Genomic DNA, 21,913 nt, shown 5'->3' on the forward strand with positions numbered 1-21,913 from the left:
CCGGAGGCACGCCGGGCGGCAGCGGTCCGCCGGGCGTGCCCGGGCATGGGAAAATAGGTTCCGTGGCCAAATCCTTTGCATCCCGCACCTATCGGGATGACGCGGTTGTCCTGCGCACCCACAAGCTGGGCGAAGCGGACCGCATCCTCGTCCTCCTCACCCGCGAGCACGGGCAGGTGCGTGCCGTGGCCAAAGGCGTTCGGCGGACCTCCAGCAAGTTCGGTGCCCGGCTGGAACCCTTCATGGTCGCCGAGCTGCTGCTCTCGCACGGCCGGAACCTGGACATTGTGACCCAGGCCCAAACCAAGGGCGCCTACGGGCACGGCATCGCAGCCGATTACGCCCGCTACACGGCGGCGGCCGCCATTGCCGAAACCGCGGAGCGGCTGACCGACATTGACGGCGAATCCGCGAAGGCCCACTACCAGCTGGTGATCGGCGCCTTTGCGGCCCTCAGCCGCGGCTCCCACGCCCCGGAACTGATCCTGGATTCCTATCTGCTGCGCGCCCTGTCCACCGCCGGGTGGGCACCGAGTTTTACCGACTGTGCCCGCTGCGGAGCCGCCGGCCCGCACACCGCCTTCTCCGCACCGCTGGGCGGCGCTGTTTGTCCCGCCTGCCGCCCGCCGGGCTCGGCGTCGCCGTCCCCGGAAACAATGGTGCTGCTGGGGGCGCTGCTCACCGGCGACTGGCCCACTGCCGACGCCTCCGGCCCGCAGCCGCGCCATGAATCCGCCGGCCTGGTGGCCGGATATCTTCAGTGGCACCTGGAACGGGTGCTGCGGTCCCTTCAACATGTGGAGCGTGTCTGACCTTGCGTTCAAAATCTTCCGCCGCCAAACCGGCAGGACCCGCGAGCCGGCCTGCGCCCCACCCCTCCGGTGCGGTTCCGCCGCAGGTTCCGGCCGAACTGGTGCCCGCCCATGTGGCGATCGTGATGGACGGCAACGGCCGCTGGGCGAACCAGCGCGGCCTGCCCCGGACCGAGGGGCACCGCGCCGGCGAGGCCGCGCTGCTGGACGTGATGGCAGGGGCCATCGAGATGGGCATCCGCCACGTTTCCGTGTATGCGTTCTCCACCGAGAACTGGAAGCGGTCCCCGGAGGAGGTCCGCTTCCTGATGGGCTTCAGCCGTGATGTGCTGCGCCGGCAGCGGGACCAGCTCAGCGAGTGGGGAGTACGGATCCGCTGGTCGGGGCGCCGCCCGCGGCTGTGGCAAAGCGTAGTGCGGGAACTGGAGATCGCCGAAGAGGAAACCCGCAGCAACACCGTGTGCACCTTGAACATGTGCGTGAACTACGGGGGCCGGGCCGAGATCGCCGACGCCGTTGCCGCCATTGCCGCCGACGTCCAGAAAGGCAAGCTGCGGCCGGGATCCATTTCCGAGAAGACCATCCAGAAGTACCTCGACGAACCCGACCTGCCCGACGTCGACCTGTTCCTGCGCACCTCGGGAGAGCAGCGGTTCTCCAACTTCATGCTCTGGCAGTCCGCGTACGCCGAGATGGTCTTTATGGATACGCTCTGGCCGGACGTGGACCGGCGGACCCTGTGGGAAGCCGTGGAGATCTACGCCCGCCGGGACCGCAGGTACGGCGGTGCGGTCGACAAGGCGGCCGGGGGCACGGACGCCGGCGAAGCGGACGGCCAGGCTTCTGCTCCTGCCGCCGACAAGGCCGGAGCTAGCGTGGGAGCATAAAGGCCCTGGACCACCGCAGGATTCCCTCGTAGACCCGGGTGCGGACCGGCAGCGCGGACAGCAGGGTGTCGTGCAGGGCGCCGTCGAACCGGTACACGGTGATTTCCGGACCAAGCAGGACACCGCGCTGAACCATCAGGTTCACGTCCAGCACGCTGTCGGTCCGCAGCATCAGCGGATTCCACGCAGGGGCGATGGTGGAGGCCGCGGAGGCCAGCAGCAGCACCGGCACCCGGATGTCCAGGCCCCGGGCAACCTGCGCGTGGCCCGCGAGCACAGCCCTGAGCCAGCCGGCACGGACCGGGAAGCTGAACGGCGGCCGCCAGAGCGGATCCACGTCCCACTCTCCGTCCATAGCCGAACTGATGCTCCGGAAGTAGAAACCGAACTCCGGGATTTTCAGCCGTGTCCGGGGCCGGCGGCGGGCGACCGGTTCCAGCAGGCCGTTGGTGGCGAAGCGCAGCATGGAACTGCCGCTGAGCTCCAGCCAGGGACTGTTCAGGATCAGTGCCTGCAGGCGCCCGGGGAAACGGTCCGCCCAGAGCGCGGCGACCAGCCCGCCGGTTGAGTGCGCCATCAGCGTGGTGCGCATGCCGGCACCGCAGCGGGCCTGGAGGTCCGCTTCCATTGCCTCGAGCGCTGCCTCGATATCGGCGTCGTACTCCGCCAGGTCGCCCACATAGCCCTCCGACTGGCCCGGGCGCAGGCTTCGGCCGTACTTGCGCAGGTCAAGGGCATAGAAGGCCACACCCTGGGCGGCCCAGAACCGCGCCAGATCCACCTGGAAGAAATAGTCACTCCATCCGTGCAGGTACAGGACGGCATCCACTTTGCCCTCGACCGGGACGGGCGGAACCGCCGGGCAGTGCGAGACCAGGGTGGCAACCACCGGGCCCTCATCGTCTTCCCCCAGCTCGAGGGTCAGGCTGCGGAACCCGTCGCCGAGAACGTCAGGTTTCCAGGCGGGGTGTTCACGGCGCATGCAACTGACATTAGCCGACAGGCCGCCGGTTTGCGGTTGGGGTTTGGAACGCGGTGCCGGTTCTGGAATCTTTGACGTATGCGCATCTATCCCACCTTCTTCCGGCTCGTTTTCTCCGGCATGGATCCCGAACTGGCCCACCGGATCGGTTTTGTCCTGATCCGCGCGGCCGCCCGCACCCCGGCCGGTCCGGTACTGCGCCGCCTGATGCGCCCTGCCCCGGTACTGCGGACCGAGGCGCTGGGCCTGACGTTTCCCTCCCCGTTCGGGCTGGCGGCGGGATTCGATAAGGAAGGCTCGGGCATTGTTGCCCTCTGCAACCTGGGCTTCGGACACGTGGAGGTGGGTACCGTGACCGCTTCCGCCCAGCCGGGCAATCCGAAGCCGCGGCTGTTCCGCCTGGTCGAGGACCGGGCGGTGATCAACCGGATGGGTTTCAACAACGACGGCGCCGCCGCGGTGGCCCCCCGCCTGGACAAAGCCCGGAAGGGACTGGCAAAAGCCTTCGGGACGCCGCGCCCCGTCATCGGCATCAATATCGGCAAGACCAAGACCGTCGAGCTCACGGACGCCGTTGAGGACTACCTCGCCAGTGCCCGGGCCCTCGCCCCGCACGCGGACTACCTCGCCGTAAACGTCAGCTCACCCAACACGCCCGGGCTGCGGCTGCTGCAGGACATTTCCACGCTGCGCCCGCTGCTGGCCCAGGTGGGCAGCGCCGCGGACCAGGCCGCCGGCCGGCACGTCCCGCTGCTGGTCAAGATCGCCCCGGACCTGAGCGACGCGGACATTGACGACGTCGCCGAGCTCGCCCTGGCCCTGAAGCTGGACGGCGTGATCGCCACCAACACCACCGTCACCCGGGAAAACCTGGTGACGGACCCGGAGCGCGTCATTGCCTGCGGCGTCGGCGGGCTCAGCGGTGCACCGCTGAAGAAACGGTCCCTCGAGGTCCTGCGGCGGCTCCGCACCGCATTGGGGGAGGACGGCCCGGCCATCATTTCCGTCGGTGGAGTGGAAACGGCTGCCGATGTGCAGGAGCGACTCGACGCCGGTGCGGTCCTGGTGCAGGGGTACACCGCGTTCCTGTATGAGGGTCCTTTCTGGGCGGCACGGATCAACCGGGGCCTGGCCAAGTCCCGGCGTTAAAGCAATGAAAGGGCCGCCCGAGGGCGGCCCTTTCATTTTCGTACGGAAGTTGTCCTGGAAGACCTAGGAAGGGTACTGGCCGCGGGTGACCTGCGGCTTGGGCAGGCGGAAACGCCGCAGCTGCAGGGACCGGGAAACCCCATACCAGACATCACCGGGATTGGGTCCGCCGAACTTGGCCGTCAAGCGCTTCCGGATCTGCCGGCGCAGCATAAAGCTGTCCGCAATGACCAAAAGGATGAGTACCCAGAACGCAGCCATCACAATCAGCTGGACATCGACGCTCCGGATGAAGCTGAACAGGACGAACACCAGCGCAGCGATCATGATGAATTCGCCGAGGTTCCAGCGGGCATCAACAATGTCGCGGACAAACCGGCGGTTGGGGCCCTTGTCCCGAAGGGGAAGGTAACGCTCCTCGCCGGTGTCCAGCGCGCGGCGGGTCTTCATCCGCTCCTCCCGGAGTGCCTCGCGGTTGGCAGCCTTGGCCGCCTTCCGGTCATCAGGCACCAGCGGCCGCCGGCGGGCGGCTACCTGGTCCTTGCGGCGGGGCGTCGGGGCTCCCTTGCCCACCCGTACGTTGGCTGCCTGGTCAGCGGCAGCTGCCTGGTCCACAGTTTCCTGCGCGGTGGGCGCTTCTTTCTTTCGTCCGAACACATCCCAAGGATACCGTGAAAGATTGTAGGGTTTTGGCTATGACTTCCAACCCCACTCCAGACGCAAATCCCTCCTCCGCGGACGTCCACGAAGACGCCCTCCGTGCCAGCGTGGCCGCGGATTTCCCGCGGACCGTCGAGCAGCTCAAGTCCCTGGTGAGCATTCCGGGCATCGCGTGGGACTCCTTTGATCCCGAGCACCTCAACCGCAGTGCCGCCGCCGTCGCCGAGTTGGTCCGCGAAGCCGGCATCGAAGACGTCCAGGTGCTGCGCGTTGACAACGACGGCACGCCCGGCGGCCCCGCCGTCGTCGCCCGCCGTCCCGCCCGGGCCGGCGCGCCCACCGTCCTGCTGTACGCCCACCACGATGTCCAGCCGCCCGGGGACCCGGACCTCTGGGAATCCGACCCGTTCACCGCCGAAGAGCGCAACGGACGGCTCTACGGCCGCGGCGCCGCTGATGACAAGGCCGGCATCGTGGCGCACATCGGTGCGCTGCGTGCCTTGGAAGACGTCCTGGGGGAGGAGTCCGGCGTCGGCGTCACCCTGTTCATCGAAGGTGAGGAAGAAGCCGGGTCCCCGACCTTCCGCACCTTCCTGGAGACCTACCAGGACCTGCTGCGCGCCGACGTCATTGTGGTGGCCGATTCGGGTAACTGGAAGGTAGGCGTACCGGCGCTCACCACGAGCCTGCGCGGGCTGGTGGACGGCACGGTCGAGGTCCAGGTGCTGGACCACGCCGTGCACTCGGGGATGTTCGGCGGTCCGGTGCTGGACGCGCCCACCCTGCTGGCCCGGTTGATTGCGACCTTCCATAACGACGCCGGCGACGTCGCCATCGCCGGACTCGTGTCCGGCGACGACGCCGCGGTGGACTACCCCGAGGCGGACTTCCGTGCCGATTCTTCGCTGCTCGACGGCGTCCGGCTCGCCGGAACGGGCTCCATTGCCTCCCGGCTGTGGACCAAGCCCGCCCTGTCGATCATCGGCATAGATGTGCCGACCGTGGCGATGTCCTCCAACACCATCCAGCCGAAGGCCCGCGCGAAGTTCAGCCTGCGCCTGGCCCCCGGGCAGAGCCCGGAGGAAGCCATGGCAGCCGTCGAGGCGCACGTCCAGGCCCACGCTCCCTTCGGTGCCAAGGTCACCTTCACGCCGGGGGAGCAGGGCAACGCCTTCGCTACCGACACCAGCGCCAGCGCCGCACGCACCGCGCTGTGGGCCCTGGAGCGGGCGTGGGGGGTGCAGCCGGTGGAATCGGGCATGGGCGGATCCATCCCGTTCATTTCGGACCTCGTGGAACTGTTCCCGGAGGCGCAGATCCTGATCACCGGCGTCGAAGATCCGGATTCACGCGCCCACAGCGCCAACGAGTCGCTGGACCTGGGCGACTTCCGGAACGCGATCCTGGCCGAAGCGCTGCTCCTTGCCCGCCTTGGTGCCGTAGCCGGCTAGGAAACAGGACAAAAGCAGGTGCCGGGCGGGAATTCTTTTAGGCCCGGCACCTGTTAGATCGTTGGGGGTCAGCAGACGTACCATTGAGACACTGGTCCGGCCCGCGGCAGGCGATTCAAGGCGTGCACGCGGAAAGACCAGCTGAGGAAAGAGAGAAACTATGAGCGTTTCCACCAGCGAAAACAAGACCGCCGCAGCAGAGGCCGAGCTGCCCGTACACGAAGTACTGCTGTCGGATGTAGCCGCACAGAAGGTCCGCAGCCTGCTGGAGCAGGAAGGCCGCACCGACCTCCGTCTCCGTGTGGCAGTCCAGCCCGGAGGCTGCTCGGGACTCATCTACCAGCTCTACTTCGACGAACGCGTCCTCGACGGAGACGCCGTCCGTGACTTCGACGGCGTCGAGGTCATCGTGGACAAGATGAGCGTTCCCTACCTGTCCGGCGCGTCGATCGACTTCGAGGACACCATCTCGAAGCAGGGGTTCACCATCGACAACCCCAATGCCGGCGGCTCATGCGCCTGTGGAGATTCCTTCCACTAGGAGCCAAGGCTGCGGCGGCCCGTAACAGGAGCATTAAACGCCCGGCGCGGCGGTGATCTGTCACTGGATCGCCGCGCGTACGGGTAAGCTCTACACGTAGTAGTAAAACTAATGTCCGTAACCGGGAACTTTTTTGTCCCCGTGCGGACAGCACTTGCACGCAACAAGAGGAAGGGCCGTCTGTGAGTTCGCAGGACCGAACCAGCAGCCGACGCGCCAGGATCTTAAAGATCTCAGCCGTAACGTCGGCCGGCGCGTTGTTTTTATCGGGGTGTTCATCGGAGGCTCAAACGGGCTGGTTGCCGACGGACCGCGACACCACTAACCACACCGGCCGGATCATTGACCTTTGGGTCAACTCGTGGATCGCTGCCTTGGCTGTTGGTATCCTCACCTGGGCTTTGATCCTGTGGTGCATGGTTGCCTACCGCCGTCGCAAGAACGAGACCGGGTACCCGCGCCAGCTCAGCTACAACCTGCCGCTGGAGATTTTCTACACGGCCGTGCCGCTGTTCATGGTTCTGGTGTTGTTCTACTTCACCAACCAGGACATCAAGGCGATCAATGCAACCAGCGATGACCCGGACCGGGTCATTATTGATGTGCGCGCCAAGCAGTGGTCCTGGGACTTCAACTATGTCAACGAAGACAAGTACTACCAGGGCGTTCAGGTCAACCTTGACGGCCAGGAAGTCGACCAGGATGAGTTCCCCACGCTGGTGCTCCCCGTCGACAAGACCATCGAGCTGCAGCTGAACACCCGCGACGTCCAGCACTCCTTCTGGGTGCCTGCATTCCTGCAGAAGATGGACGTCTACCCCGGCCGCACCAACGTGATCACCCTCGAAACCGGCAAGACCGGCACCTTCGACGGTAAGTGCGCCGAGCTTTGCGGTGAGTACCACTCCGAAATGCTCTTCAACGTCGAGGTTGTCACCGAAGAGGCCTACAACGACTACGTAGAGACCCTGCCCAGCGGGCAGGTCGACGGGGACTACGACCGCCAGTACAACTCAGAATCTAGCGAAGTTAGGAAGTAGGTGACGTCATGACTACTCTCGAATACACTTCGGAAGATTCCGGCACCAGGGTTGCGCCTCGCGTAGTACCCGTCTCCAAGGGACGAATCGTTGTCAGCTGGATCACGTCCACTGACCACAAGACCATCGGGTACATGTACCTGATCGCCTCGTTTATCTTCTTCTGCCTCGCCGGCGTGATGGCCCTGGTCATCCGCGCGGAGCTGTTTGAGCCCGGTATGCAGATCCTGCAGACCAAGGACCAGTACAACCAGCTGTTCACGATGCACGGCACCGTGATGCTCCTGATGTTCGCCACCCCGCTGTTCTCCGGCTTCGCGAACGTCATCATGCCCCTGCAGATCGGCGCACCGGATGTCGCGTTCCCGCGGCTGAACGCCCTGGCGTTCTGGTTCTTCCTCTTCGGCAGCACCATTGCCGTTGCCGGCTTCATTACGCCGCAGGGCGCTGCGTCCTTCGGCTGGTTTGCGTACACCCCGCTCTCCAGCACCACGTTCTCTCCGGGCGTGGGCGGAGACCTCTGGGTCTTCGGCCTGGCACTGTCCGGCTTCGGCACCATCCTCGGTGCCGTCAACTTCATCACCACCATCATCTGCATGCGTGCCCCGGGCATGACCATGTGGCGGATGCCGATCTTCACCTGGAACACCCTCGTGACGGCCATCCTGGTCCTGATGGCGTTCCCGCCCCTGGCCGCTGCACTGTTCGCCCTCGGCGCCGACCGTCGCTTTGGAGCTCACATCTTCGATCCGGAACGCGGCGGCGCCATCCTGTGGCAGCACCTGTTCTGGTTCTTCGGCCACCCCGAGGTGTACATCATCGCGCTGCCGTTCTTCGGCATCGTGTCCGAGATCTTCCCGGTCTTCAGCCGCAAGCCGATCTTCGGCTACAAGGGCCTGGTCTACGCAACGATCGCCATCGCCGCACTGTCGGTGACGGTCTGGGCGCACCACATGTACGTGACCGGCGCAGTCATGCTGCCGTTCTTCGCCTTCATGACGATGTTGATCGCGGTGCCTACGGGCGTGAAGTTCTTCAACTGGATCGGCACGATGTGGCGGGGGTCCATTACCTTCGAGACCCCCATGCTCTGGAGCATCGGCTTCCTCATTACGTTCCTCTTCGGCGGCCTGACCGGCATCATCCTGTCCTCCCCGCCGCTGGACTTCCACGTCTCGGATACGTACTTCGTGGTGGCGCACTTCCACTACGTCATCTTCGGCACCGTGGTGTTTGCAATGTTCGCGGGCTTCTACTTCTGGTGGCCCAAGTGGACCGGCAAGATGCTCAACGAACGCCTGGGCAAGATCCACTTCTGGCTCCTGTTCATCGGCTTCCACGGCACCTTCCTCATCCAGCACTGGCTGGGTGTCCTGGGCATGCCGCGCCGCTACGCCGATTACCTGGTGGAAGACAACTTCACCGCGATGAACCAGTTCTCCACCATCGCCTCCTTCGTCCTGGGTGCCTCGATGATCCCGTTCTTCTGGAACGTGTACATCACCTGGCGCCACGGCAAGAAGGTTGAAGTGGATGACCCCTGGGGCTTCGGTGGCTCGCTCGAGTGGGCAACTTCCTGCCCGCCGCCGCGCCACAACTTCACCTCGCTGCCCCGGATCCGTTCCGAGCGTCCGGCACTGGACCTGCACCACCCCGAGCTGCAGCAGCACGTCACTGACGATTCCGCCGCTGCCAAGGTATTCGGCCCCGGCGACCGGAAGGAAAAAGTCTAATGAAGGTTGAGACTAAGCTCTTCGCTTACATGACGCCGTTCTTCATCGTCGTCGGTGTTGTCTACGGCTACATGGTGGATTGGATGGAGCCCGTCGGTTACCTGGCGCTCTTCCTCACCGGCGGCATGTCCGGCATGATCGCCTACTACATCGGCTTCACCGGCAAGCGCGTCGGCCCCCGGCCCGAGGACCGCCTGGACGCCGAGATCCACGAAGGATCCGGCGAGCAGGGCTTCTTCAGCCCGTGGAGCTGGTGGCCGCTGCTGCTGGGTGCCTCTGCCGCTATCGGCTTCCTGGGCATGGCGGTAGGCTGGTGGATCCTTTACATCGGCGCCGGCCTGGCCGTTGTCGCACTGGTTGGCTGGGTATTCGAATACAGCCGCGGAAACCACGCCCACTAGGGACCGCATAACAGCATAAAAAAGGAAGGACCCGCAGGAGACTGCGGGTCCTTCCTTTTTGCCTTGGCCAGCCGCGGCAGGACAAGGAGCGCGGCAGGGGAGGGGCGGTGCGGGATGCCGGTATCCTTAGACGGCAGCAGTATTTCCCAGCCGGAGGGGCGGAATAGAAACATGCACGTTACGGGTCCGTTCATTCGCTCGGGATACCGCGGGTGAGCAATCACCGGCTGCGCCTGATTACCGAGGGCATCGATCCCGGCACGGGCGTCGCCAAGCACTTACAGCTCCAAGGCATCCTCCGCCGCTTCGTGGAAACCCATGCCGGGGCAGGGGAAATCATCCCGTCGGAGCGTGAGCTCTCCGAACACTTCTCCGTAGCCCGCATGACCATCCGCCAGGCCGTGGATGCCCTGGTGGCGGACGGCGTGCTTGAGCGCGTCGTCGGGCTGGGGACCTTCGTGGCACGGACGAAGATGGACCTGCAGGTTCAGCTGACCTCGTACTCCGAGGAAATGCACCGCCGCGGCATGGTTCCTGACGCACACGTCCTGAGTTTCGAGCAGATCGGCGCCTCGCAGCTGGTGGCGCGTGAACTCCAGATCGAACCGGGCCAGCCCGTCGTGCGGTTCCGGCGGCAGCTGCTGGCGGACGGCGAACCGATGAGCGTCGATGAGAACTTTATCCCCGCACACTACGTGCCGGGGATTCTCGAGGAAGAGCCGCCGACGTCGCTCTACAACGTGCTGAGCGAACGGTACGGCCTGGTGATGGAGTGGGGCGAGGACACCATTGAGGCAACGGCCGCCTCGGCCTCCATCGCCCGCCTGCTCAACGTTGAGCTCGGAGCACCGGTACTGAAGATCCAGCGCCACGCCTATGTCTCGCGGGCGATGGTCGACTATTCGGTGTCCTACTACCGGGCGGACCGTTACAAGCTCTGGGTGCCGTTGCAGCGGCCCGGAGTCCGCACCCCACGCTCTTACCACCCACGCCGGCGCCCGCACGCCTGAGCGCCGCCCAGGGGGCTCGCAGCCCCCGCCAAGACCCCACAGCAGGAAGAGGAACACCACGATGGTCACTATTCGGATGTACAAGCGCGACGAGGCGGGGGTGCTCCATTTCCGTGAGGCGCTCTATGACGAGGACGAAGGGCAGTTGATGCTTTCCTCCGGACCCGTAGGCTACGAAGGCTCGGCGAAGGTCCAGGAGGTGGCACCGGAAGCCGCGGAGGGCCTGCTGCACGCCTTTGCCGTCACCTCGGAGGAAGAGGGGTACGCGGAGATTGATCCGGCGGACCAGCACTGGGTCATCGTCCAGTACGCGCTCAAGACCGCCGAAGGCACCGAGCGGGACCGCTACCTCGAGCACAAGGCCACCCAGGCCATTTCCTCGTACTTCCTGTGGCGGGGACTGGGGGAGGTGGACCACACGGAATTCGCACCGCGGAAGCTGAATATCTATTGCCTGGTCCCGGACGTGAACAAGGCAGTTGCAGGCCTGAAGGTAGTGCTGCGGGATCCGCTGCTCGACTTCACCAAGCTCACCATCGGATCGGCGCCCGTAGCGGACCTCTCCGCACTGAAGCAGCGGTACCCGCTTCCGGCCAAGCGGCCCTTCACACTGGCCTAACCCGCGTTATCCGCCCGCCGGCGCATTGCCGAGGGACAAACAAAAGAAGAGGGCCCGACCGGATGATCCGGTCGGGCCCTCTTCTGCACTGCCTTGCGGTTAGTGCTGTTCGATCGATGCCTGGTCGTCAGCCTTGGCTGCAACCTCGGACGGCGATTCGTGGTGATGCGCGTTCTCCAGCTCGGACGGCGTCACCGGAGCAACGCGGTCCTCGAAGAAGAAGCGGGACAGTTTCGCGCGCCGCTTCTCCTTCCGGGAGACCTTGCCGTTGGCGTCCGGCTGGGCCGGGAGTGCCTTGTAGGAGTCAAAGTCCACCAGGCGGTAGCGCTTGTACTCGTCGAGCGGCTCATGCACCTCGATGTACTCACCGTGCGGGAGACGGACGATACGTCCGCTCTCAACACCGTGAAGGACAATCTCGCGGTCCTTGCGCTGCAGCGCCAGGGCGATGCGGCGGGCAATGATGAAGCCCAGGATCGGACCGACGAAGAACAGGACGCGAAGCCAGTACGTCACATCGTTCAGCGACACGTGGAAGTGCGTGGCGATGAGGTCGGAGCTGGCAGCAGCCCACATGACGCAGTAGAACGTGATGCCTGCAACGCCGACGGCGGTGCGGTACGGCGCGTTGCGCGGGCGGTCCAGCAGGTTGTGGACCCGCTTGTCCTTGGTCAGCCAGGCTTCGATCCACGGCCATGCGAAGAGCAGGGTGAAGACGAGGCCTGCCGGGCCCAGGGCCGGGAGCAGCACGTTCAGCGACAGGGTGTTATCGCCCCAAGGGAACGGGATGACCCATTCCAGCGGGAACGCCCCGATGAATCCGGGCATCAGGCGCAGGGCGCCGTCGACCCAACCGATGTACCAGTCGGGCTGGGTACCGGCGGACACGGGGGAGGGATCGTAGGGACCGTAGTTCCAGATCGGGTTGATGGTGAAGAAGCCCGCGATGATCGCAATCACGCCGAAGACGATGAAGAAGAAGCCGCCGGCCTTCGCTGCGTAGACCGGGCCGACCGGGTAGCCGACAACGTTGTTGTTGGTCCGGCCGGGGCCGCGGAACTGCGTGTGCTTGTGGATAACCACCATGAACAGGTGGATGGCAATCATCAGCAGGATCAGCGCCGGAACCAGGAGGATGTGCAGCATGTAGAGGCGGCCGATAATCGCGGTTCCGGGGAACTCACCTCCGAAGAGGAAGAAGCTGATGTAGGTGCCTACCACCGGGACCGACTTGATGACGCCGTCGATGATGCGCAGGCCGTTGCCGGAGAGCAGGTCATCGGGGAGGGAGTAGCCGGTGAAGCCCGCAGCCAGGGACAGGATCAGCAGGACGCCGCCCACCACCCAGTTGAGTTCGCGGGGCTTGCGGAAGGCTCCGGTGAAGAACACGCGGAGCATGTGCACCGAGACGGCTGCTACGAAGAGCAGGGCCGACCAGTGGTGTACCTGGCGCATGAAGAGGCCGCCGCGGACATCGAAGGAGATGTTCAGGGAGGACTCGTAGGCCACCGACATTTCGACGCCGCGCAGCGGTACGTAGCTGCCTTCGTAATGCGTTTCCGCCATGGACGGATCGAAGAAGAACGTCAGGAACGTTCCGGTCAGCAGCAGGATGACGAAGCAGTACAGCGCAACTTCGCCGAACATGAACGACCAGTGGTCGGGGAAGACCTTGCGGCCGAGCCCCTTGACTATGCCGGAACCGTTGACGCGGGAGTCAACGAAGTTGGTGACCCGTCCCAGACGGGTCTTGGCCTCGTAAGGCGTGGCAGAGGGAACACTCATGATCAGCCACGCTCCCAGTAGCTCGGTCCGACAGGTTCTTCGAAGTCACGCTGGGCGACCAGGTAGCCCTCGCTGTCGACCTCGATCGGCAGCTGCGGCAGTGCGTGCCCGGCCGGTCCGAAGATGACTTTGCATTCCTGCGTGACATCGAAGGTCGACTGGTGGCACGGGCACAGCAGGTGGTGCGTCTGCTGCTCGTAAAGGGCAACGGGGCATCCAACGTGCGTGCAGATCTTGGAGTAGGCGACAATGCCGTCCACTGCCCAGTCTTCGCGTCCGGGGGAGGGATTCAGGTCCTCGGGGTTCAGGCGCATCAGCAGGACAACTGCCTTGGCCTTTTCCTCAAGCTTGTGCTCGGGCAGATCGTTCAGACCGTCCGGGATGACGTGGAACGCAGAGCCCAGGGTGACATCCGAAGCCTTGATGGGCGTGCCGCTGGGGTCGCGCACCAGGCGGGTTCCCTCTTTCCACATGGTGTGGCGAAGGGTGTTGCCCGGAAGCGGGCCGAGGTCCCGGAAGACGGCGATGGCCGGCAGCGGTGCCAGGACCATGGCGCCGAGGAGAGTGTTGCGGATCAGGGGACGGCGCTTGATGCCCGTTTCCTCGATGATGTCCCCAACCATCTTCTCCGCGACCACGCGGTCCTCTTCAGGACGGATCTCGTGACGGTCTTCGGTGATCTCGTGGTCCGGCATAAGCGTCTTTGCCCAGTGGACAATGCCGACGCCGATTCCAAGCATCGCGAACGCGGTGCCGAGTCCCAGGAGGATGTTCTGCAGCCGCAGTTCAGCGATGCTGGCATCATCCAGGTGGATGCTGAAGTACCCGATGAAAAATACGATGGTGCCGATGATCGACACGATGAACAGGCTCGCCACCTGCCGCTCTGCCCGCTTTTCGGCGCGGGGATTTGTGTCGGCTAGACGAGGGCGGTGTGGGGGAAGTCCCGGATTCTGGAACTTCTCCTCATCTCCCTGGCCAGCCGTAGCGACGGTGCCCGAGGTGTTCGGACTGCCGTGACTATGGTCGCCCATGATCCCCCTCATCCTTCTCTGAAAACTGCATTTATAGACCTATATGTAACTGTGATGTCACCCGTGGAGGTGAGCGCGGCTGTGGTTAGGAAGACCGGGAGGTCAACCAGATGGTGAAAGCGATGATGATTCCCAGACCAGCGGTCCAGATGAACAGACCCTCGGAGACCGGACCGAGCGAGCCCAGCTGGGCTCCACCGGGGGAGCCGCTGGATTCGATGTCCTTGAGGAACGTGATGATGTCCTGCTTGTCCTCGGGAGTGATGTTGGTGTCGCTGAAGACAGGCATGTTCTGCGGGCCGGTGACCATGGCCTCGTAGATGTGCTTTTCGCTGACCCCGTCCAGGCTCGGAGCGAACTTGCCCCGGGTCAGTGCACCGCCGGCAGCTGCTGCGTTGTGGCACATGGCGCAGTTCACGCGGAAGAGCTCACCGCCGTTGGCGGCTGCCTCTTCGTCGGTGGTGTCCGGCTCAAGGTATTCCGAGTCCGGAACCGAAGGTCCGGCACCGAGGCTGGAAACGTAGGCAGCCAGGTCAGCGGTCTGGTCTTCGTCAAACTGGACCGGCTTCTGCTGGGCCTGCGGGCCCTGCATGGCCATCGGCATGCGGCCGGTGCCGACCTGGAAGTCGACCGATGCTGCGCCGACGCCTACCAGCGAAGGACCGTTTTCGGTGCCCGTGGCTTCAATGCCGTGGCACGTTGCACAGTTGGCGACGAAGAGCTTCTCGCCCTCGCTGACGTCTTCGGCAGTGTACGTGGTGGTAGCCGCCTGGGCCTGGTTGGCTCCGTTGGCTACGGCATAGAGACCACCCGTAACGAGGAGTCCCAGCAGCAGCAGCGCGACTGCTGCGAGGGGATGACGCCGCCTTTGCGATAGTGCCTTCACTTCGTAGTTCCTAACTTATGTGGTCTTTGGGAAACTTGTGCCACTTTGAAGTATTTCGTGGGGTGCGATCCTCAAGCAGTGTTACTTGAGGAAGTAAATGATGACGAACAGGGCAATCCAGACCACATCAACGAAGTGCCAGTAGTACGAGGTTACGATCGCCGAAGTTGCTTCGAAGTGTCCGAAGCGCTTGGCGGCGTAGGCACGGCCGATGATGAAGAGGAACGCGATCAGGCCGCCGGTCACGTGCAGGCCGTGGAAACCGGTGGTGAGGTAGAACGCGGAACCGTAGGAGTTCGACGAGAGGGAGACGCCTTCAGAGACGAGCATGGCGTATTCGTAGGCCTGTACGGAGACGAAGATGGCTCCGAGTACGAAGGTCAGCAGGAACCACTCAGTCATGCCCCAACGGGAGAACTTCAGGAGCCCTCCGGTGCGGCGTGCCTGGAGTCGTTCTGCGGCGAAGACGCCGAACTGGCAGGTGAAGGAGCTGGAAACAAGGATCACCGTGTTCACGAAAGCGAACGGAACGTTCAGCTTCTCGGTCTCCATGGCCCACAGTTCGCTCGAGACCGAGCGGAGAGTGAAATACATGGCGAAGAGGGCAGCAAAGAACATTAGTTCGCTGGAGAGCCACACCACGGTTCCTACGGAAACCATATTGGGGCGGTTCAGCGTGGGGTGAGCCGGGGTACTGGGGGCATGGGTCGCTGTTGTCACATAGACATTATGGCGGTAAAACTGCCCAGTTCTCCAACAGATCAGGGCCGACGGCGCGTCCAAAGTCGGCCACGGCGCCCCGGATCCCTGTATTGGCGCGGAAATAGGCCTCGCAGAAAGAAATCAGCTTTTTCTACGAAACGTAGATAACCTAGGGTGTGTGACTACGATTCCGAGTTCCGGTGACACCTGGCCGAGCCTGATTAATGCCCTCATTGGAGGCGAAAACCTCTCCACCGAGCAGACCCGATGGGCGATGGCCACCATCATGGCGGGCAACGCCACGGACTCGCAGATTGCGGGGTTCCTCGTGGCGCTGCGGGCCAAGGGCGAAACCGTCGATGAGCTCACCGGGCTGGTCGAGGCCATGGTTGCCAGCGCCCGGCCCATTAACATCCCGGGGGAGACCCTCGACATCGTGGGCACCGGCGGGGACCGCCACAACACCGTGAACATCTCCTCCATGGCTGCACTCGTGTGCGCCGGTGCGGGCGCGAAGGTGGTCAAGCACGGAAACCGTGCTGCGTCGTCGGCCTCCGGATCCGCGGATGTCATTGAAGCGTTGGGGGTCCGGCTGGATCTGTCCGTGGAGCGGGTGGCGCAGGCTGCTGTTGAAGCCGGCATCACGTTTTGCTTTGCCCAGGTCTTCCACCCGTCCATGCGCTTCGCCGCCGTGCCCCGCCGCGAGATGGGGGTGGCCACGGCCTTCAACTTCATGGGGCCGCTGACGAATCCGTCCAACCCCAGCGCCTCGGCCATTGGTGTCGCAGACGCCCGGCTGGCACCGCTGATGGCCGGCGTGCTCGCAAGGCGCGGTGTGCGCGCCCTGGTGTTCCGCGGCGACGACGGGCTCGACGAGATGACCACCACCGGCGTCTCTACCGTCTGGGAAGTCCGTAACGGGGCCGTAGAGGAGTCCGTAGTGGATCCCTTGGATCTCGGGATCAGCCGGGCCACGCTGGAGGATCTGCGGGGCGGTGACGCCGCCGCGAATGCGGCAGTGGTGCGCAGCGTACTGGCGGGGGACAAGGGACCGGTGCGGGACGCCGTCGTACTGAACGCGGCAGCGGCACTGGTGGCCCTGGACAGCGAGGCGGACGGCCCGCTGATCGACCGGCTGTCCCGCGGCCTGGTCCGTGCCTGCGAGTCGATTGACAGCGGCGCGGCCCAGGCAGCGCTGGACCGCTGGGTGGCCGTTACGCAGTAAGCTCCGGCGGTCAGGCCGCCGGGGTTTGCTAGCTGTCGAAGCCCAGCGAGAACGCCGCGTCCAGGTCATGCTGCGAGTAGGCACGGAACGCGATCTGCGTGGTGGTTCCGATCACGCCGTCGACCTTGGACAGGCGGTTGGCAATCGCATCGGCGAGGTCCTCGTGGCGCTGCACCCGTGCGATGGCAATCAGGTCGCATTCGCCGGTCACTGAGTAGACCTCGCTGATGCCGTCGATCTCGGAGATTTCCTCGGCGCATTCCGGGATCCTGGCGGAGTCGGTCTGGATGAGTACGAAAGCGGTGATCATGGAGGGCCTTCCCTGCGGGTCTTTTAGCGCGGTGGCTTCTAAATGCGGTGGCGTCTAAATGCGGTGGGGTTTTAATGCGGTTGCGTTGAGTGGTGCTCTCTTTGAGCCTAGTCGATGGAACCGCGCCGGCGGCGGGAAATCACTGTCCACACCGCGCGCTGGCCGAGCAGGAACACCCCGAGCACTGCCAGGGTGACTACTTGGAAGCTGACGGCGGTGCCGCCGCCGGCCAGCGCACGGATACCCAGGCCGGCGGCTACGGTTCCGAGCCAGATGACGACGCCGTCGGGCCATAGCCGTGCCGGACGCCGCCAGGCGCGCATGGCCGCCCAGGAGAGCAGGCAGGCCAGCAGGAACGGCAGCGCGGTGGTGAGGATGCCGAGCATGGCCAAGCCGTGTTCGTGGCTTTGCCGGCCGAGTGCGGCGAAAACGACGATGAGGACGAGGTCCGAAGCGAGAACCCAGGGCCAGGTCCGGACGGCCGTTGCGGATCGAACGGTCGTGTCTGTCATGCGGAGTCCTCCCGGGCGGGATGGGTGGAGCGTTTGTCGCGGACGTAGGGGCCGAGGAGCTCCCGGACGCGCTCCTCGACTGTCTCCCGGGCGGTCCCGGATTCGAGCAGCCGGGTGGACGAGTGCACGATGGCGTTGATGAGCTCGGCAGTGACCTGCGGCTCCGGCACCCCCAGCAGCGTGAGCGTGTCCATCAGCGGGGTCAGCAGCTGGCGGTGCATCATGGCACTTTGGTTGTTCAGTTCCTCGCCGGGGGCGACGGCGGCCAGCGCATTGCCGACGGCGTGTTCGCCCTCTGCGACGAGCGCGATGTTGGTCAGGACGTACGCCAGGATGCGGTCTGCGGGATCCGGTTCCGCATCCATGGCCTCGCGCACCCGGCGGGTCCAGCGCGGAAACACATCCAGCACCAGGGCATGCAGCAGGTCCTGGCGGGACTTGTAGTACTGGTAGGCACTCGGACGGGCGAGGCCCGCCAGTGCGGCCACTTCGGCCATGCTGGGGGCCTCGCCCGTGCGGGCCAGGAGGGTGCGTGCCGCATCAAGCAGCGCCCGCTGCTGTGCCGCCCGGTGTTCGGCCACCGTGGGGGCAGTAATTCGGGGCACTTATGCCCTCCTGTTCGTGCTCTGGCTAGCTTGAGAGGCGACCATCCACCATCTCGACGACGCGGTCGCAATGGTGCAGGACGTCGTGATCGTGCGTCACCATAACTGTAGCAACGCCGCGCTCATGGGTTTCCCGGGCGAGCAGGGCAACCACGTCCTGGCTGCGGGCGCGGTCCAGTGCTGCAGTGGGCTCATCCACAAGCAGCAGCGAGGGCCGGTTTACCAGCGAGCGGGCAATGCCGACGCGCTGGCGCTCACCGCCGGACAGCTGGTCCGGACGGCTCCGGGCCTTGTGGTCCATGCCCACTGCCGCCAGGAGCTCCAGCGGATCGAGCGTGTCCCGGCTTCCGGCAAGCTTCTGCATCAGGCGCAGCTGTTCCACCGAATTCAGTGCCGGAATCAGGTTCCCGGACTGGAACACGAAGCCGATCTCCTGCAGGCGGAACCGGGCCCGGGCCGCCTTGCCCAAGGTGCCCAGATCCACACCGTTGACCCGGACCGTTCCGGAATCGGGGGTGGTGAGGGCCCCGGCCACGGCCAGCAGACTGGATTTTCCGGCGCCGGACGGGCCGACGATGGCGACCATCTCACCGGGCCGGACGGTCAGCGACACGTTATCCAGGGCCTGCACCGTGCTGTCACCGTCGCCCAGGGCGAGGTTTGCGGACTCGATCAGCAGTCCGCCGGTACGCGTGCCGGGGGTGCGTTCTTCAGTGGCGGTGCTCATCTCTGTCCTCCAAGGGCTGCAAGGGGATCTACGCGGGAAATCCGGACGATGGCCAGGGCGGCGCCCACCAGGCCCAGGACGATCGTCAGGACCGTGGCCGTCAAGATGGGAGTGGCCTCAAGCGCGAAAGGCATGGCCGTACCGCTCAGTCCGGCCCCCATGGCGAGGCCGGCGAGAATGCCGACGACGGTGGAGGTCACCAGGATGATGGCCGCCTGGAGCAGTCCGTCACGCAGCAGGTAGCCGGTGGAGGCGCCTACGGCGCGCAGCACCGCAAGTTCATGCTTCCGCTGGATGGTCCAGACCGTGAAGAACGCTCCGACCACGAGGGCGCAGATGGCGTACAGGAAGATCTGGATCATTTCCAGGGTCATGGTTTCGGCGGAGTAGCCGGGGGAGGCGTTGAAGGACTCCGCCAGGGTCGAGGTGACCGTTCCGGCGGCTTCATCGCCGGCGGCGAAATCGATGTCCGCACCGTCGGCTGCCTTCAGGGCAACCGTGCTGGCGGTGTCGAAGTCGACGCGGGACATGGTGTCAGTGGTCGGCGTTCCGGGGGCACTCTGTCCGCTCGCCAGGTACTGCCAGGTGTCCAGCGGGAGGTAGGCGAGGTCAACGTGTCCGAAAGTCTCCTGACCGTCGGTGTAGCCCACTACGGTCAGCTCGACGCCGATCCGCTCCAGGGTGACGACGTCGCCGATGTGCAGGCCTTCTTCAGCTGCGGTGGCGGACACCACGATCTCGTTCGGGGCGGCCATGCTGCGGCCCTCGCCGACGGTCGGGGCCAGGAAGGAACCGGGCTCGATCCCGAACAGGGCCAGGTCAACCTGGGTGCCGTTGCCGGTGGTGCCATTCATCATGGCGGTGCCCATCAGCGCGGACTCTTCCACGCCGGGCTGCTCGGCCCAGACGGCGGCCTGGTGCTCGTCCACCACGCTGCGGGAAAAGGCATTGTCGGTCTTGGTGCCCTCGTTGAAGGCGAAGGCGGTGGCTGGCATGGCTTTCAGGCCGGACACGCCGTCGTTGACGAGTCCGGAGGACAAGCCGGATAGAAGGACCATAAGAACGGCGATGAGGGCGACGACGCCACCCATCAGTCCGAACCTGGCCCGGGCAAAACGCAACTCTCGAAGCGCTAGGAACATCGGAACCCCTTGGTGGATTGCTGGAAATGTTGCCAACACCGTGTTGGGAACATACCAACATCATGTCAGAAAAAGACCGGCTGGGTGAAATGCGCGCACTGGAGCTTCCCGGCCCGGGCCGGGCAAAGACAGGGGAGTGGCCTGGGCGCAGCCCGTCTGCTGCGTAGGTTCCGTGCCGGCGCACGGCTTCGCGGCGGGTGCAGGGGGACGACGTCGGCTGCAGGCCGTATCGGGCTGATCAACCAACCGGCACTGATGGTGCCGGCACTGTTCGTGCGTGTGATGGTTCTGCCGACCGTGCTGGATCGGCATCCCGCGGGCGTGGGGCGGGGCGGTGTGGGTGGTGCGGTCGGTGGCAGGGACGGTTCCAGTTCCTGGTTGCCGATCCCCGCGGGGGCGCCGGCCCAGGTCTTACTGCGGCCGGGCGCACTGCGGCCGGGCGAGCCGCCGGCGCCGGGAGGTAGTCCTCACCGGCGCCAACGGTTCCGCCGAGGGGCGGTTGGGTTGGTTAGGACCAGATGTCGTCGCCGCGCAGCGTGGCGTCGGCGCCGCCGTCGGTGTAGATGGTCTGCCCCGTGGTGTGGGTGTTCTCTTCGGAGGTCAGCCAGACCAGGAGGCGGGCAATAACTTCCGGTTCCGAGTGGCCGTTCAGCGGCATTGGCACGTTGGAATCCACCATGGCCCGGCCTTCAGGGGTGGACAGCAGGTCGCGCGTCATGGCGGAGAGCACGGTGCCCGGTGCAACCGCGTTCAGCGGAATCCCGGCGCCGGCAAAGGCGGGGGTGATGCTCTCGCGGCGGACCCAGCGGCTCAGTGCCCGCTTGCTGGACGGGTAGTTCAGGTAGCCGGTCTGGGGGCCGTTGTCGGCAAGCGCCTGGCCGATCCGCAGGGCTTCCTCCTCGTTGCCGGCGAGCATGGCGTCGACAAGTTCGGGGGAGTTGGGCTGCAGGCTCGCCATGGAGCTGACGACGGCGGCGCGCGGGGCGCTGCTCTTCGCCAGGGTCGGGGCCAGTTCGGTCAGGAAATCCGTGACGCCGAAGAAGTTCACGGCAACGGTGATGGGTGCCGGGGCGGAAATGCCGGCGCACGCGATGACTGCGTCGACGTTCCCGCCGGCAAGTTCCACGGCCTTCGCGACGGCGGCGGAGCGGCCCTCGGGCTTGCTCAGGTCCGCTTCGACGTCGGCGTTGCGCAGGTCGACGCCGATGACGGTGTTGCCGCGCTCCTTCAGGATGGCGGCGGTTGCTGCTCCGATGCCGGAGGCGGATCCGGTCACAATGTAGGTTCTAGTCATGTTTACAGTGTAGACCTGTCAGCCTTGTCCCGGCGTTTCAATGCAGCAGTTCCTGCCAGTCCGGCGGCACCCGGTCAGCCGGTCCGGGAACAGACTGGCTATTCGGGTGGTGGGCCGGCGGGGCGAGCTCCGGCCCCGCGAAGACCGAGGACTCCGCGTAGTTCCAGAACCAGTCCTCCCCGGGTTCGAAGCTGCGGATCACGGGATGCCCGGACTGCTGTTCGTGAAGGGTGGCGTGCTGCCCGGGGGAGCTGTCGCAGCAGCCGATGTGCCCGCATTCGGCACACCGGCGCAGGTGGTACCACCACCCCTGCTGCTCGGCGCATTCCACACAGCCCGGGCCGCTGGGCGGAACTGAAACGTTGATACCGGGGATCGGGTCCATGACGGACCTCCTTTGACGTAC

At 65.2% G+C, this 21,913-nt stretch carries 24 protein-coding genes; 11 read left to right on the forward strand and 13 right to left on the reverse strand.

The window, feature by feature from the left end; genetic code table 11:
* Positions 1–62 precede the first annotated feature (62 nt).
* Both recO and NNX35_RS08305 read left to right on the forward strand, forming a co-directional pair.
* On the forward strand, positions 63–812 hold the full coding sequence (gene recO, locus NNX35_RS08300) for a DNA repair protein RecO (RefSeq protein WP_227921472.1): 750 nt from the start codon (positions 63–65) through the stop codon (positions 810–812).
* A gap of 2 nt (positions 813–814) precedes the next feature.
* Positions 815–1,699 carry an isoprenyl transferase gene (locus NNX35_RS08305; protein WP_370646999.1) on the forward strand — a complete coding sequence of 295 codons (885 nt, stop codon included), beginning with the start codon at positions 815–817 and terminating at the stop codon, positions 1,697–1,699.
* Here the strand turns inward: NNX35_RS08305 and NNX35_RS08310 are convergent.
* Positions 1,683–2,681: an alpha/beta hydrolase gene (locus NNX35_RS08310; protein WP_255867477.1), complete on the reverse strand. Its 999-nt coding sequence runs from the start codon at positions 2,679–2,681 to the stop codon at positions 1,683–1,685. The genes NNX35_RS08305 and NNX35_RS08310 overlap by 17 nt on opposite strands.
* Positions 2,682–2,759: 78 nt before the next feature.
* Here NNX35_RS08310 and NNX35_RS08315 point away from each other — a divergent pair, with 78 nt between their 5' ends.
* Positions 2,760–3,830, forward strand: a complete 1,071-nt coding sequence (locus tag NNX35_RS08315) for a quinone-dependent dihydroorotate dehydrogenase (RefSeq protein WP_255867478.1) — start codon at positions 2,760–2,762, stop codon at positions 3,828–3,830.
* Between the two features lie 63 nt (positions 3,831–3,893).
* Here NNX35_RS08315 and NNX35_RS08320 read toward each other — a convergent pair whose 3' ends face one another.
* Positions 3,894–4,487, reverse strand: coding sequence for a DUF3043 domain-containing protein (locus NNX35_RS08320; protein ID WP_255867479.1), 594 nt, complete (start codon positions 4,485–4,487; stop codon positions 3,894–3,896).
* A 38-nt stretch (positions 4,488–4,525) separates the two neighbouring features.
* Here NNX35_RS08320 and NNX35_RS08325 point away from each other — a divergent pair, with 38 nt between their 5' ends.
* The 7 genes from NNX35_RS08325 to NNX35_RS08355 all read left to right on the forward strand — a co-directional run bounded on the left by NNX35_RS08325 (position 4,526) and on the right by NNX35_RS08355 (position 11,285).
* Complete coding sequence (locus tag NNX35_RS08325) at positions 4,526–5,941, forward strand: dipeptidase (RefSeq protein WP_255867480.1); 1,416 nt, start codon at positions 4,526–4,528, stop codon at positions 5,939–5,941.
* A gap of 160 nt (positions 5,942–6,101) precedes the next feature.
* Positions 6,102–6,482 carry an iron-sulfur cluster assembly accessory protein gene (locus NNX35_RS08330; RefSeq protein WP_227921490.1) on the forward strand — a complete coding sequence of 127 codons (381 nt, stop codon included), beginning with the start codon at positions 6,102–6,104 and terminating at the stop codon, positions 6,480–6,482.
* Positions 6,483–6,664: 182 nt separating this feature from the next.
* Entirely contained in the window at positions 6,665–7,522 is an 858-nt protein-coding gene (coxB, locus tag NNX35_RS08335; RefSeq protein WP_255766272.1) for a cytochrome c oxidase subunit II, read from the forward strand.
* A gap of 8 nt (positions 7,523–7,530) precedes the next feature.
* A complete protein-coding gene (gene ctaD / locus NNX35_RS08340) occupies positions 7,531–9,255 on the forward strand; it encodes a cytochrome c oxidase subunit I (protein WP_229951841.1) in 1,725 nt (574 codons plus the stop codon).
* Positions 9,255–9,656 (forward strand): cytochrome c oxidase subunit 4, encoded by a 402-nt coding sequence (locus tag NNX35_RS08345; RefSeq protein WP_255766271.1) that lies wholly within the window; start codon positions 9,255–9,257, stop codon positions 9,654–9,656. Before ctaD ends, NNX35_RS08345 begins: the two co-directional genes overlap by 1 nt.
* Positions 9,657–9,883: 227 nt before the next feature.
* The gene (locus NNX35_RS08350; RefSeq protein WP_255766592.1) at positions 9,884–10,666 is read left to right on the forward strand and encodes a GntR family transcriptional regulator; all 783 of its coding nucleotides are present in this window, start codon (positions 9,884–9,886) and stop codon (positions 10,664–10,666) included.
* Between the two features lie 61 nt (positions 10,667–10,727).
* Positions 10,728–11,285, forward strand: a complete 558-nt coding sequence (locus NNX35_RS08355) for a hypothetical protein (protein WP_255862976.1) — start codon at positions 10,728–10,730, stop codon at positions 11,283–11,285.
* A gap of 99 nt (positions 11,286–11,384) precedes the next feature.
* Here the strand turns inward: NNX35_RS08355 and NNX35_RS08360 are convergent, their stop codons facing one another.
* The 4 genes from NNX35_RS08360 to NNX35_RS08375 all read right to left on the reverse strand — a co-directional run bounded on the left by NNX35_RS08360 (position 11,385) and on the right by NNX35_RS08375 (position 15,710).
* Positions 11,385–13,070, reverse strand: a complete 1,686-nt coding sequence (locus NNX35_RS08360; protein ID WP_255766269.1) for a ubiquinol-cytochrome c reductase cytochrome b subunit — start codon at positions 13,068–13,070, stop codon at positions 11,385–11,387.
* Positions 13,071–13,072: 2 nt separating this feature from the next.
* Positions 13,073–14,104, reverse strand: coding sequence for a ubiquinol-cytochrome c reductase iron-sulfur subunit (locus NNX35_RS08365; protein ID WP_255766268.1), 1,032 nt, complete (start codon positions 14,102–14,104; stop codon positions 13,073–13,075).
* Between the two features lie 85 nt (positions 14,105–14,189).
* Positions 14,190–14,990 (reverse strand): c-type cytochrome, encoded by an 801-nt coding sequence (locus NNX35_RS08370; protein WP_255766267.1) that lies wholly within the window; start codon positions 14,988–14,990, stop codon positions 14,190–14,192.
* A gap of 81 nt (positions 14,991–15,071) precedes the next feature.
* Positions 15,072–15,710: a heme-copper oxidase subunit III gene (locus tag NNX35_RS08375; protein ID WP_255766266.1), complete on the reverse strand. Its 639-nt coding sequence runs from the start codon at positions 15,708–15,710 to the stop codon at positions 15,072–15,074.
* A gap of 160 nt (positions 15,711–15,870) precedes the next feature.
* Here NNX35_RS08375 and trpD point away from each other — a divergent pair, with 160 nt between their 5' ends.
* Positions 15,871–16,917, forward strand: coding sequence for an anthranilate phosphoribosyltransferase (gene trpD, locus NNX35_RS08380; RefSeq protein WP_255766265.1), 1,047 nt, complete (start codon positions 15,871–15,873; stop codon positions 16,915–16,917).
* A 28-nt stretch (positions 16,918–16,945) separates the two neighbouring features.
* Here trpD and NNX35_RS08385 read toward each other — a convergent pair whose 3' ends face one another.
* The 7 genes from NNX35_RS08385 to NNX35_RS08415 form a co-directional block, all read right to left on the reverse strand.
* A complete protein-coding gene (locus NNX35_RS08385) occupies positions 16,946–17,227 on the reverse strand; it encodes an Lrp/AsnC family transcriptional regulator (RefSeq protein WP_227921514.1) in 282 nt (93 codons plus the stop codon).
* A gap of 107 nt (positions 17,228–17,334) precedes the next feature.
* Positions 17,335–17,739 carry a DUF3054 domain-containing protein gene (locus tag NNX35_RS08390; RefSeq protein WP_255867482.1) on the reverse strand — a complete coding sequence of 135 codons (405 nt, stop codon included), beginning with the start codon at positions 17,737–17,739 and terminating at the stop codon, positions 17,335–17,337.
* The gene (locus NNX35_RS08395) at positions 17,736–18,344 is read right to left on the reverse strand and encodes a TetR/AcrR family transcriptional regulator (protein ID WP_255766262.1); all 609 of its coding nucleotides are present in this window, start codon (positions 18,342–18,344) and stop codon (positions 17,736–17,738) included. The genes NNX35_RS08390 and NNX35_RS08395 overlap by 4 nt, the downstream gene beginning before the upstream one ends.
* A 25-nt stretch (positions 18,345–18,369) precedes the next feature.
* Positions 18,370–19,071, reverse strand: coding sequence for an ABC transporter ATP-binding protein (locus tag NNX35_RS08400; RefSeq protein ID WP_255766261.1), 702 nt, complete (start codon positions 19,069–19,071; stop codon positions 18,370–18,372).
* Complete coding sequence (locus tag NNX35_RS08405) at positions 19,068–20,213, reverse strand: ABC transporter permease (RefSeq protein ID WP_255867484.1); 1,146 nt, start codon at positions 20,211–20,213, stop codon at positions 19,068–19,070. The genes NNX35_RS08400 and NNX35_RS08405 overlap by 4 nt, the downstream gene beginning before the upstream one ends.
* Before the next feature lie 508 nt (positions 20,214–20,721).
* Positions 20,722–21,507: an SDR family oxidoreductase gene (locus tag NNX35_RS08410; protein WP_255867485.1), complete on the reverse strand. Its 786-nt coding sequence runs from the start codon at positions 21,505–21,507 to the stop codon at positions 20,722–20,724.
* Positions 21,508–21,544: 37 nt separating this feature from the next.
* Positions 21,545–21,892 carry a UBP-type zinc finger domain-containing protein gene (locus NNX35_RS08415; RefSeq protein WP_255862981.1) on the reverse strand — a complete coding sequence of 116 codons (348 nt, stop codon included), beginning with the start codon at positions 21,890–21,892 and terminating at the stop codon, positions 21,545–21,547.
* Positions 21,893–21,913 lie beyond the last annotated feature (21 nt).

The organism is Arthrobacter sp. zg-Y844, assembly GCF_024385465.1.
Classification (GTDB): domain Bacteria; phylum Actinomycetota; class Actinomycetes; order Actinomycetales; family Micrococcaceae; genus Arthrobacter_B.

Excerpts from the sequence above, each read along its gene's own strand:
- NNX35_RS08310 (WP_255867477.1), bottom strand. The coding sequence starts at position 2,681 with ATGCGCCGTGAACACCCCGCCTGGAAACCTGACGTTCTCGGCGACGGG.
- NNX35_RS08315 (WP_255867478.1), top strand. The coding sequence starts at position 2,760 with ATGCGCATCTATCCCACCTTCTTCCGGCTCGTTTTCTCCGGCATGGAT.
- NNX35_RS08325 (WP_255867480.1), top strand. The coding sequence starts at position 4,526 with ATGACTTCCAACCCCACTCCAGACGCAAATCCCTCCTCCGCGGACGTC.
- NNX35_RS08330 (WP_227921490.1), top strand. The coding sequence starts at position 6,102 with ATGAGCGTTTCCACCAGCGAAAACAAGACCGCCGCAGCAGAGGCCGAG.
- ctaD (WP_229951841.1), top strand. The coding sequence starts at position 7,531 with ATGACTACTCTCGAATACACTTCGGAAGATTCCGGCACCAGGGTTGCG.
- NNX35_RS08345 (WP_255766271.1), top strand. The coding sequence starts at position 9,255 with ATGAAGGTTGAGACTAAGCTCTTCGCTTACATGACGCCGTTCTTCATC.
- NNX35_RS08355 (WP_255862976.1), top strand. The coding sequence starts at position 10,728 with ATGGTCACTATTCGGATGTACAAGCGCGACGAGGCGGGGGTGCTCCAT.
- NNX35_RS08360 (WP_255766269.1), bottom strand. The coding sequence starts at position 13,070 with ATGAGTGTTCCCTCTGCCACGCCTTACGAGGCCAAGACCCGTCTGGGA.
- NNX35_RS08365 (WP_255766268.1), bottom strand. The coding sequence starts at position 14,104 with ATGGGCGACCATAGTCACGGCAGTCCGAACACCTCGGGCACCGTCGCT.
- NNX35_RS08385 (WP_227921514.1), bottom strand. The coding sequence starts at position 17,227 with ATGATCACCGCTTTCGTACTCATCCAGACCGACTCCGCCAGGATCCCG.
- NNX35_RS08390 (WP_255867482.1), bottom strand. The coding sequence starts at position 17,739 with ATGACAGACACGACCGTTCGATCCGCAACGGCCGTCCGGACCTGGCCC.
- NNX35_RS08400 (WP_255766261.1), bottom strand. The coding sequence starts at position 19,071 with ATGAGCACCGCCACTGAAGAACGCACCCCCGGCACGCGTACCGGCGGA.
- NNX35_RS08405 (WP_255867484.1), bottom strand. The coding sequence starts at position 20,213 with ATGTTCCTAGCGCTTCGAGAGTTGCGTTTTGCCCGGGCCAGGTTCGGA.
- NNX35_RS08410 (WP_255867485.1), bottom strand. The coding sequence starts at position 21,507 with ATGACTAGAACCTACATTGTGACCGGATCCGCCTCCGGCATCGGAGCA.
- NNX35_RS08415 (WP_255862981.1), bottom strand. The coding sequence starts at position 21,892 with ATGGACCCGATCCCCGGTATCAACGTTTCAGTTCCGCCCAGCGGCCCG.